Source organism: uncultured Shimia sp. (assembly GCF_913054185.1).
Classification (GTDB): domain Bacteria; phylum Pseudomonadota; class Alphaproteobacteria; order Rhodobacterales; family Rhodobacteraceae; genus Shimia.
This window is the reverse complement of the sequence record NZ_CAJXIV010000126.1, coordinates 1-10,044: the sequence shown is the minus strand read 5'-3', so window position 1 is coordinate 10,044 and position 10,044 is coordinate 1. Positions and strand designations below refer to the sequence as shown.

6 protein-coding genes, 1 tRNA gene and 1 pseudogene are annotated in these 10,044 nt (G+C 60.7%); all 8 read right to left on the bottom strand.

Features of this window, described 5'->3' with window-relative positions; translation table 11 throughout:
- Nucleotides 1-8: 8 nt before the first annotated feature.
- Nucleotides 9-85, bottom strand: a tRNA-Arg gene (locus QZ517_RS18655).
- Between the two features lie 76 nt (nt 86-161).
- Nucleotides 162-644 carry an RNA pyrophosphohydrolase gene (locus tag QZ517_RS18650; protein ID WP_294230070.1) on the bottom strand — a complete coding sequence of 161 codons (483 nt, stop codon included), beginning with the start codon at nt 642-644 and terminating at the stop codon, nt 162-164.
- 177 nt (nt 645-821) lie between these two features.
- Nucleotides 822-2,159, bottom strand: coding sequence for a S41 family peptidase (locus QZ517_RS18645; RefSeq protein ID WP_294230066.1), 1,338 nt, complete (start codon nt 2,157-2,159; stop codon nt 822-824).
- A gap of 4 nt (nt 2,160-2,163) precedes the next feature.
- Nucleotides 2,164-3,309 carry a peptidoglycan DD-metalloendopeptidase family protein gene (locus QZ517_RS18640; protein WP_294230064.1) on the bottom strand — a complete coding sequence of 382 codons (1,146 nt, stop codon included), beginning with the start codon at nt 3,307-3,309 and terminating at the stop codon, nt 2,164-2,166.
- Nucleotides 3,306-4,826, bottom strand: coding sequence for a 2,3-bisphosphoglycerate-independent phosphoglycerate mutase (gpmI, locus tag QZ517_RS18635; RefSeq protein ID WP_294230074.1), 1,521 nt, complete (start codon nt 4,824-4,826; stop codon nt 3,306-3,308). The genes QZ517_RS18640 and gpmI overlap by 4 nt, the downstream gene beginning before the upstream one ends.
- A gap of 111 nt (nt 4,827-4,937) precedes the next feature.
- Nucleotides 4,938-6,977, bottom strand: a complete 2,040-nt coding sequence (locus QZ517_RS18630; RefSeq protein WP_294230061.1) for a hypothetical protein — start codon at nt 6,975-6,977, stop codon at nt 4,938-4,940.
- Complete coding sequence (locus QZ517_RS18625) at nt 6,974-9,724, bottom strand: DUF4159 domain-containing protein (protein WP_294230057.1); 2,751 nt, start codon at nt 9,722-9,724, stop codon at nt 6,974-6,976. The genes QZ517_RS18630 and QZ517_RS18625 overlap by 4 nt, the downstream gene beginning before the upstream one ends.
- A pseudogene (locus tag QZ517_RS18620) lies at nt 9,721-10,044 on the bottom strand (DUF58 domain-containing protein); the annotation flags it as partial. The gene QZ517_RS18625 and the pseudogene QZ517_RS18620, both read right to left, overlap by 4 nt.

Genomic DNA, 10,044 nt, shown 5'->3' with positions numbered 1-10,044 from the left:
AAGAAAAATGGTGACCCCGATTGGATTCGAACCAATAACCTGCCCCTTAGGAGGGGGCTGCTCTATCCAGTTGAGCCACGGGGCCACTCAAGGCGTTCTACCGCCGTCTTGTGTGGTTGTCATCTGGGTATTTCCCCGAATTTCGGGCCAAACACGTGGGCTCAGAAATGCCCGTCAAACGCCGCAACCACCTGGTCGTAAACTTCGCGCTTGAACGGTACGATGTTGGCGACCAACTGCTCCACCGGCAGCCAGCGCCACTCAGAAAATTCCTGATGATCCACCACGATATTGACCTGATCATCGCTGCCGTGAAACCGCATCAAGTACCACTTCTGTTTCTGGCCTCGATATTTGCCTTTCCAGATGCGCGACGCAATCTCGAGCGGCAGATCATAGGCAATCCAACCCTCTGTTTCGGCCTCAATCGTGACCAGATCTGGCGACACGCCGGTCTCTTCTTCCAGCTCACGCAGCGCCGCCGCTCGAGGCTTTTCGCCCTTGTCGATCCCGCCTTGCGGCATCTGCCAGGCCGGTTCCTTGCTGTCGACGCGTTGCCCCACAAACACGCCCCCCTCGGCGTTCACCAGCATCACACCCACATTCTTGCGGTAGGGCAGTTTTTCCAGCTCTTCAGGGGTCATGTGCGCACTCCAAACTCAGATCTACCTCGTCCTAGCGGAGCCCCTGCCCTGACGCAATGTGCCAGGTTTTCTCATTCCCAAATATCTCGGGTGAGCGGCAGCGCCGCGAGGGCAGCGCCCTCAAATTAAAACGGGCGCCCCAATTGGAGCGCCCGCTATCTTGGTCAATCAAATGACTTACTCTTTAGGGCCCAATGCCGACAGACCGGTCAGAATATCCAACGCATAAGCCAGCTGATAATCCTCTTCGCGCAGCTTGGCCGCCTCATCCGCCTTGGCACGATCTTCTTCAATCTGACGGATTTCATCCTCGGTCAGGCTGTCGTTGTTGAGGCTACCGCGCAGATCCGCTTCAGAGCGGGTGCGACGGTTGGTGTCTTCATCCTCCTCCGGCGTGGCATCCACACGGCGCGGCTGTTCGACCACGATGTCCGGGCTCACGCCCAGCGCCTGAATCGAGCGGCCTGACGGCGTGTAGTACCGCGCCGTGGTCAGACGCATCGCGCCATCGCCGCGCAACGGCATCACCGTCTGTACCGAGCCTTTGCCAAAGCTCTTGGTGCCCACAACAATCGCACGACGGTGATCTTGCAACGCACCGGCCACAATTTCAGACGCCGAGGCAGAGCCGCCGTTGATCAGCACCACAATGGGTTTGCCTTCCGCCAGATCACCCGGCTGGGCATTATAGCGCTCACCATCCTCAGGGTTACGGCCACGGGTCGAGACAATCTCGCCTTTTTCCAGGAACTCATCGGAGACTTTGATCGCCTGGGTCAGCAAGCCACCTGGGTTGTTGCGCAGATCAAGCACAATCCCATTCACGTTTTCCATGCCACCCAGCTCCTCAACCTGCTTCTGGAAGCCATCGATCAGGTTGGGGGTGGTCTGGTCATTGAACGTTGTGACACGCAAAACCACGCTGTCGCCCACAGTACGTGTTCGCACAGCGGTGAGCTTGATGGTGTCGCGCACAATGGTCACGTCAAATGGCTCTGGTTCACCTTCACGCACCACGGTGATCACAATCTCGCTGCCCACAGGCCCGCGCATCTTCTCAACCGCTTCGTCCAAGGTCAGGCCAAGCACGCTTTCGCCGTCCACGTGGGTGATAAAATCGCCCGCTTCCATGCCAGCCGCATCCGCAGGTGTGTCATCAATCGGGGAGACAACTTTCACAAAGCCCTCTTCCTGTGTGACCTCAATACCCAGGCCACCAAACTCACCACGTGTCTGCACACGCATGTCATCTGCGGCATCCGGGCTGAGATAGCTGGAATGCGGATCAAGCGACGTCAGCATGCCATTGATGGCGGCTTCGATCAGGTCAGCATCATCCACCTCTTCGACATATTGAATGCGGATGCGTTCAAAAATATCGCCAAACAGGTCAAGCTGTTCATAGACATTGGACTTGCGAACACTTTCCTCTGCCAACAGTGGCCCGGCCACCTGTGTGGTGACCAACAAACCAGCCACAATGCCTCCCGCAGCGGCGGCGACGAATTTCTTCATAGACTTATCCATCCTCATTCGTTTGGAACCACAATTCTGGGTCCACAGGCACTTTGCCTTCTCTGACCTCTATATAGAGCGTTTCTGAGCGCGCATTGCCAGAGGCATCACCAGACTGTGAGAGAAAAGCGCCACTTTCCAGCCCATTTCCACCCATCAAGCCTATTGGCGCGCCCTCGGGAATCACTTCACCAGCGTCCCCGTAAACCTGCGCCAAACCTCCTAACACAAAGAGTACGCCCGGTTGTGGCTCCAGGATCATCACATTGCCGTAGTCCAGGAGTGGCCCACGATAGCGAATTGTTGCTGCGGTGGGGGTCACCACCAACGCGCTTGGCCGTGTGGCCAACACCAGGCCCGGCCGCCGAATGCCCGCAGCATCCGCCTCGCCGGCGCGGCGCAGCACGCTGGCCTCCACTGGCAGGCGCAAACTGCCTTTGCGCTCCATTACATCCGGCAGGTCAATTTCCTGCATGCCGTCGACCTGTAAATCCACCAAAGCGCTGGCAAAGCCTTCCAGCGTTTCAGTGGAGGCAATCATCAGAGCGGTTTGCACCGGATCTTCAATAAAGCGCTTGGGCAAATCGGTGCGGTCCGCAATGGCTTTGGACAGCTCAGTCCGCGCATCCTGCGCCCCTTCCAACCCGCCCTGCAACGTTTCTGCTGCGCCTTCTTGAAGGCTGCGCAGGATGGTGACTTCTTCCAGATCGCGCCGCAACGTGGCGGCGCTTTTTTCAAGCGCAGGCGTCACATCCGCGAGGATCATGCCAGACCGTGCGGTGCCCATCGGCCCACCGGGATGTACAAGAATGACCTCCGGCGGCCCTTTGCCCATACTCTGCAACACGCCCAACAGACGGGCAATTTCACCCTCTTGCGCTTTCAGCTGTTTAGACAGCTGTGCTTCCCGAATGGCCGCTCGACGCAAACCAGCCCGCAAGGCAGTCAATCCGGTTTCATAGGCCTGAACCACGCCGGTCAAAGATTTCACCCGATCGCGCCCGCCTTTGGCCTGCGCCAAAGCCACCGAGGCTGCTTCCAACTGGGCCACAGCCTCACGCGCCGCCGCACCGGGATCAGGCTCCGCCACGACCGCGCCAGTGATCAACGCCAAAGACGCCGCAACGATATGCTTGCGCAGCTGTCTCAAACGATCAGGCTCTCCCCGGTCATCTCTTCTGGTTGCTCAATACCCATTAGCTGCAACAGGCTCGGCGCCAAATCTGCCAACCGTCCGGCACGCAATCCGGCCCCGTCTGGTCCATTCACCAGCACCACAGGCACCAGATTGGTGGTGTGTGCTGTATGTGGCCCGCCAGTTTCGGGGTCCACCATCACTTCACAGTTGCCATGGTCCGCTGTGACAATCATCGCGCCACCGACTTTCTCAAGTGCTGTACGCACCTTACCCAAACCACGGTCCACCGCCTCACAGGCTGCCATCGCCGCCTCAAGGCTGCCAGTGTGTCCCACCATATCCGGGTTGGCAAAATTGGTCACAATCAGATCGTAGCCATGCTCAATTGCCGCCACAAATTTCTCTGTGACCTCATCCGCGCTCATTTCCGGCTGCAGGTCATAGGTCGCCACCTTGGGCGACAGCGGCATAAACCGGTCTTCGCCCTCAGCAGGCGTCTCTGCCCCGCCATTCAGGAAAAACGTCACGTGTGGGTATTTCTCGGTCTCTGCCAAACGGAACTGAGTCTTGCCTTGTCTGGCCACCCATTCTCCCAGCGTGTTTCTGATCTCTTGTTTTGGGTAGGCCGTGGTCATGTAACCGTTGTGCTGCTCCGAATAGTTGACCATGCCCAACATTGCGGCCCACGCGGGACGTGCTGACACATCAAAGGCGTCAAATCCCGGCTGGCCAAGCGCCGCCAAGATTTCCCGCGCGCGGTCTGCGCGGAAATTCAGACAAAAGAACCCGTCGCCATCTTTGGCCCCGGCATAGTCCCCAATGGTGGTGGCCACGATGAACTCGTCGTTCTCATCCCGCGCATAAGCTGCTTCCACCGCTGCAATCCCGTCTGCCGCACGATGCGCCGCCTCGCCAGTCACCCAGGCGCCAAACGCTTGGCTCACCCGCTCCCAACGGTTGTCACGATCCATCGCAAAGTAACGCCCGGTCACAGTCCCAATCTTCGCACCCTCAGGCATCTGCGCCTTCAGTGTCTCAAAGTACTGAAGCGCAGACTTCGGAGCCACATCGCGCCCATCGGTCACCGCATGCAGCACCACAGGCACACCCGCATCCGCAACCGCCTTCATCGCCGCCAACACATGAGTGATATGCCCATGCACGCCGCCGTCCGAGACCACGCCCATCAAATGCGCCGTCCCGCCGGTCTCTTTCAGCTTTGCAATAAACGCCTGCAACGCGGCATTTTCGAAAAACGAGCCGTCCTCAATCGCCAGATCGATCTGGCCGAGGTCCATCGCCACCACACGGCCCGCGCCAATGTTGGTGTGCCCCACTTCAGAGTTGCCCATCTGCCCACTCGGCAGCCCCACGTCAGGACCATGGGTGATCAAGGTTGCGTGGGGTCCATCCGCCATCATCGCATCAAAGTTTGGGGTTTGGGCAAGATACGGCGCATTGGCCTCAGTTTGATCAGACAGCCCCCAGCCGTCCAGAATGCACAATACAACGGGCTTTGGCGCCATGATCACTTGCTCCAATAGGGTAGGTCGGCCTCAATTACAGGCGTTCTACCGCGCGGGCTGCCGTGAAGGAACCGGTTTTTGCAGAGGCGGGATCACGAAAGCGCTGCGATCTACTCACCGCCGCCCCTCGCGCAGCCAGCCCATCAGGATAAACCCGGACGCCATAAGCAGCACCAACCAGCCCGGCAACAATGGCGCGCGCGCCACGTCCAGTGTCTCAAACGCCTCTCTGGTTGTCAGGCCAATCCAGTTGCGCCCAGCCGCTGGCCGTCCTTCCCGCACATTGCGCACGCCCGGCACACCATCTTCCAGCGCCAACACGCCACCACGTGTGGCCTCCAGCAAAGGCGTCAAAGCCTCCGCACTGGCAATGGTCGCCTCAAACTCTCGCGGTGCAGCCGGCCCAAGGCCCACAACCGTTTCCAAGTCATCTTGTACAAGACGGTACAGGCCCATCTCAAGCCCCTCAAAAGTGGTCTCAAAATGCCCAGGAGAGCCTTCACGCAACTCAAGCGTAACCGTATCTCCACTTGGCGTGGTGATGGTCATCGGCCCAACCGTTTCTTCCAGGCTGCGCCGCACTATGCGCAACGTCTGTCCGGTGGGGTCCGCCGAAAGCGCCTCTTCCTCAAGCTCCGGTTCACCCATCATCCAATGTGCCAACCGCCGCAAAAGTTCCAATTGTGGACCACCGCCCTCATAGCCCCGCGCCCAGAGCCACGCATGATCCGACGCAAGCAACGCCACACGCCCCTCTTCCACTCGGTTGAGCACCAATAGCGGCCGGTCCTCGCTGCCGGTCATCAACACATCGCCAGCATCCGGCGTGACCTCGATCTGGCGCAACCACCTCCCCCATGTGTCTTGGTCCGGCAATCCAGCGGTCACCGGATGGCGCGCCCCAAGATCAGAGACGGCGGGCACATAAGCCTCTTCAATCACCCGAGCAGTTGGACTGGCTGGCAACACGTCAGCCAAGGGTGAACGATAAATACTGTCCGCCGAGGCATAATCCGGCCCCGCCGCAACCAACACAGCCCCGCCTTTGCGCACGTAATCCGCCACGCTTTCCAGATACAGCGACGGCAAAATCCCGCGTCGTTGGTAGCGGTCAAAAATGATCAGGTCGAAATCCTCAACCTTCTCCAAAAACAGCTCCCGTGTCGGGAACGCAATCAACGACAGCTCGCTCACCGGTACGCCGTCCTGTTTCTCCGGTGGCCGCAGAATAGTAAAATGCACCAGGTCCACGCTAGCGTCCGATTTCAGCAAGTTGCGCCATGTCCGCCCGCCAGGATGTGGCTCCCCAGACACCAGAAGCACCCGCAACCGGTCTCGCACGCCGTTGATCTGCACCAAGGCCGCGTTGTTGCGATCCGTCAATTCGCCTTCGGCCGTCGGCACCGAAAACTGAATCACATTGCGCCCGCTGTGCGGCAGGGTCACCGGCAACTCAATGTCGCGATCCAGTGGCACTGAGAAGCGCTGCGGCTCAGCGCCATCCACGGAGATATCCACCGATACGCGGTCCACATCCGTTGGTGCCGCGCCGCTGTCCTCGATCCGCAGGGTCAGTGTCACCGGTTCGCCCAAAATGGCAAAAGCAGGCGCATTCTTGATGCTCAATCGCCGGTCCCAGTCGCCTTCACGCCCGGATTGCAGCAAATGAAACGGCGCTGGCAAGTCCGGCGCGCGCTCCATGTCATGCACCTGCCCGTCGCTCAATGCGACAATGCCCGCAATGCGCCCACGCGGCTCCTGCGCCAAGGCCTCAGACAGCGCCGCCATCATCTCGGTGCCGCCGTCACCCTCCGCATCGCCCACATCAATCCGGCGCACTTCGGTGTTCTCCCGCGCCGCCAACCGCGCCTCCAGCGCTGCCGCCGCGTCTTCGGTCTGCACCGCGCGGTCACTCAACCGCTGGCTGGCCGAGCCATCGACCAGCATCAGCACAATATCACTCAACGGCGCGCGGTTCTCGGTCTGCAGTACCGGCCCCGCCAAAGCGGCCAAAATCACCACGCCCGCCGCCCCGCGCCAGGCCCAACCGGCCAAGCCACGCCACAGCGCGACAGAAATCGCCGATGCGCTCAGCACCGCCAAAACCGCCAACAGCCACAGCGGCACAATTGGATCAAACACCACGCCTGTCATTGGCCCAACCGATCCAGCAACGCAGGCACATGCACCTGGTCACTCTTATAATTCCCGGTCAGTACATGCATGATCAGGTTCACCCCAAACCGATAGGCAAGCTCACGCTGCCGCTCTCCGGCCCGTCCGCGCCCCACCGGGAACAGCGTGTTGCCACGTGTGTCCACCGCCCAGGCCGCACCCCAGTCATTGCCACCAATCACCACCGGCGTGACTCCATCATTCAGGTTGCGAAACGGCATGCCTTCGATCTTCTCCGCATCCGCAGGTGCGGCTTCCACCCAGACATCGCGGCTCATGTAACGCCCCGGAAAATCCTGCAACAGGTAGAACGTTCGCGTCAGCACATGATCTTCCGGCAGCGGGTCCAGCGGCGGAATGTCCAGTCCGGCGGCCAGTTTTTGTAACTTCCGCCCCGTTGGACTGCTCGCCCCAAACCGCGCCACATCGCTGTCGCGCGTGTCAAATAAGATCATACCACCACTGCGCAGGTAGGCGTTAAGCTTGGCATAGGCTTCCCGCGACGGGCTTGGCTGGTCCGGTGTGATCGGCCAATACAGAAACGGGTAAAACGCCAGTTCATCTGTCTCCAAATCCACGGTCACCGGGTCTTCCGGCTCCACCGACGTGCGGAAATGCAACACATTGCTCAGCCCACGCAGCCCCGCCAGCGCGATGTCATCCACTTCGCGATTGCCGGTCCGTACATGCCCCAGCACCACCTCCTGCGCATGGCCTGCCGTAACTGAGGCCTGCTGCGCAAAGCCATCCGTTGCAGTCACCATCAACGCCAACGCCACAGCCGCCACCCGCGCGCCCCAAAGCCGCCCGGACACAAACAGAGAGGCCATCACATCCAGCGCCAAAATCACCAAGGCCGCCGCCAAAAAATAACCGGATAGATCAGTTGTAACCGCCCCACGCAGCCCTTCCACCGGCACCGTCACCGGCCAAGTTGCAGGCGCCAAATCTGTCTCTGCGTCCACCGCATGCATGGCCAAAACCTTTTCGCCATCACGGTACAATCCGGGCCGCAACGTTGGCCCGACACGCCCCTCGGCCAAGTCTTCCCCGGCCACTCCGGGCAAGGTCTGCGCATCTTCCAAACGGCCAAACCCGTCGAGCACCTTCAATGGCTGCCAAGTTGTGCCCGCCAATCGCGTGTCAGCCTCTTCACCGACCGCACTCAAAATTGCCAAGCGGTCCAACATCTGCACAAACAGGCCGGACAACGGCAGGCCAGACCATTCGGCGTTGGCGGTCACATGCACCAGCACCACATGCCCCTGCCCCACAGCTTTGCGGGTCACAAGCGGCGTGCCATCACTCAGGCTGGCAATCACCCGGTCTGCCAAGGTTGGATCAGGCTGCGCCATCACTTGCGCGGTCACCGTCACCTCATCCGGCACGGCCAAGCCATAAAACGGACTCTCCACATCAAACGGCGCAAGGGATTTGGGCTCCCCCCAACTCATCGCGCCACCCACGCTGCGTCCACCCGCGCGCAAACGCACCGGCAAAAGCGGGTCTTCTTCTGTGCGACTAATCTCGCTGGCCGCCAAGCGTGGCCCGGCAAAGCGCAGCAGCAAACCGCCGTTCTCTAACCAGTCTATCATGGCCGCTGTCTCGCCTTCGGACAGCACCGCCACATCGGCCAAAACAATCACATCCGGATTGGCAGGCAGGATATCCGTCAAAGCGCCTTCAATCACATCCGCCGTCGGCACCAAAGCCTGCCGCAGGTAATGCAATGGCGACAACAATTGTAGCCCTTCGCGGTCCTCACGCCCGGCAATCAGTGCCACCTCGCGCCGCCGCAGACTGTCATCACTCAGGGCCACCGCCCCCGCCGAGCGCACGCCCGCAATCTCAAACCGCGTCAGCCGCGCGCGCAACTCGCTGGGCAAGACAAGCGCGTTCTCGCTCGACTGCGCGCCTTCCTCAAACACCAATGGCAGGCTTGCCAACACTTGCTCCGTACCGCCCGGATCGGTCCCAATCGCGAGCGCTGTGACTTCCTGCGCAATCGCCCCCTCACTGCGCTGCGCCCGCATCACCAGCTTGCCATCCTCATAGCTCGGCGGCATCAACGCCATCGCCCCGCGCCCGGTCTGCACAACCCGCACGTTGCCTTTGTCCTGCAACGCCTTGAGCAGGTCAGCCCGCCCCTCACGCGCCACCCCATCAGACAGCCAAACCGTGTCAAATCCATCCGCCTGTGCGAGGTTTTTCGCAAACTCCGTCATCGCCATCTCATCGGCAGCCCAGGCCATGGGCAGCACGCCCGCCAAGCGAGATTTCCACGCATCCGCCTGTAAAAACAACAACGGCTCCGGCGCACTCAACCGCTGCACCGCCGCCACGCGCCCGTCCCGCGCCGCCTCATCCAGCAGCGCCGTGACCATATCACGCCGCGCATCCCAATCCGGTGCGGAGGCCCAGCTGCCATCCATTACGATCAGCAACGGCCCGCTGCCCGCCTCACGTGTCTGCGGGTTCAAAACCGGCCCCGCCAGCCCCACAATCACTGCCGCCACTGCCAGCATGCGCAAAAGCAACAGCCACCACGGCGTGCGATCCGTCACCGTGTCCTCATCACTCAGCCCAAGCAGCAACACGACGCCGGGAAACCGCCGCCGGATTGGCGCCGGCGGAATCGCCCGCAAAATAAACCACAACACCGGCAGCGCGATCAGCGCCGCCAGCACCCATGGGGCTGTGAATCCAATGGGAAGGCCAAAAATCATGCCCGCCGCTCCAATGCCCGATGCAACCACAACAACGCGACCTGCGCAGGCTGGCCCGTGCTGTGATGCCCGTAAAGCCACCCTGTTGCACGACACAGGTCTTTGAGCGCCGCTTGCCGCTCTGCCAACCGCTCTAAATACCTCAGGCGCAGATCATCTGCCTTTTTTGTGTCGTGGCTCACACTGCCGCCCATGCTTTCAAAGACCGCCCGGCCTTTGTAGGGAAAATCCTCTTCCGCCGGGTCCAACACCTGCAAACAGGCCCCCATAACGCCGCGATCCGCCGCTTTGGTCAACGCCGCCTGCACCGCCTCAAAGTC

What these genes read in the sequence shown, in the direction of transcription:
- QZ517_RS18650 (WP_294230070.1), bottom strand. Translation starts at nt 644, where the DNA reads ATGACCCCTGAAGAGCTGGAAAAACTGCCCTACCGCAAGAATGTGGGT.
- QZ517_RS18645 (WP_294230066.1), bottom strand. Translation starts at nt 2,159, where the DNA reads ATGAAGAAATTCGTCGCCGCCGCTGCGGGAGGCATTGTGGCTGGTTTG.
- QZ517_RS18630 (WP_294230061.1), bottom strand. Translation starts at nt 6,977, where the DNA reads ATGACAGGCGTGGTGTTTGATCCAATTGTGCCGCTGTGGCTGTTGGCG.
- QZ517_RS18625 (WP_294230057.1), bottom strand. Translation starts at nt 9,724, where the DNA reads ATGATTTTTGGCCTTCCCATTGGATTCACAGCCCCATGGGTGCTGGCG.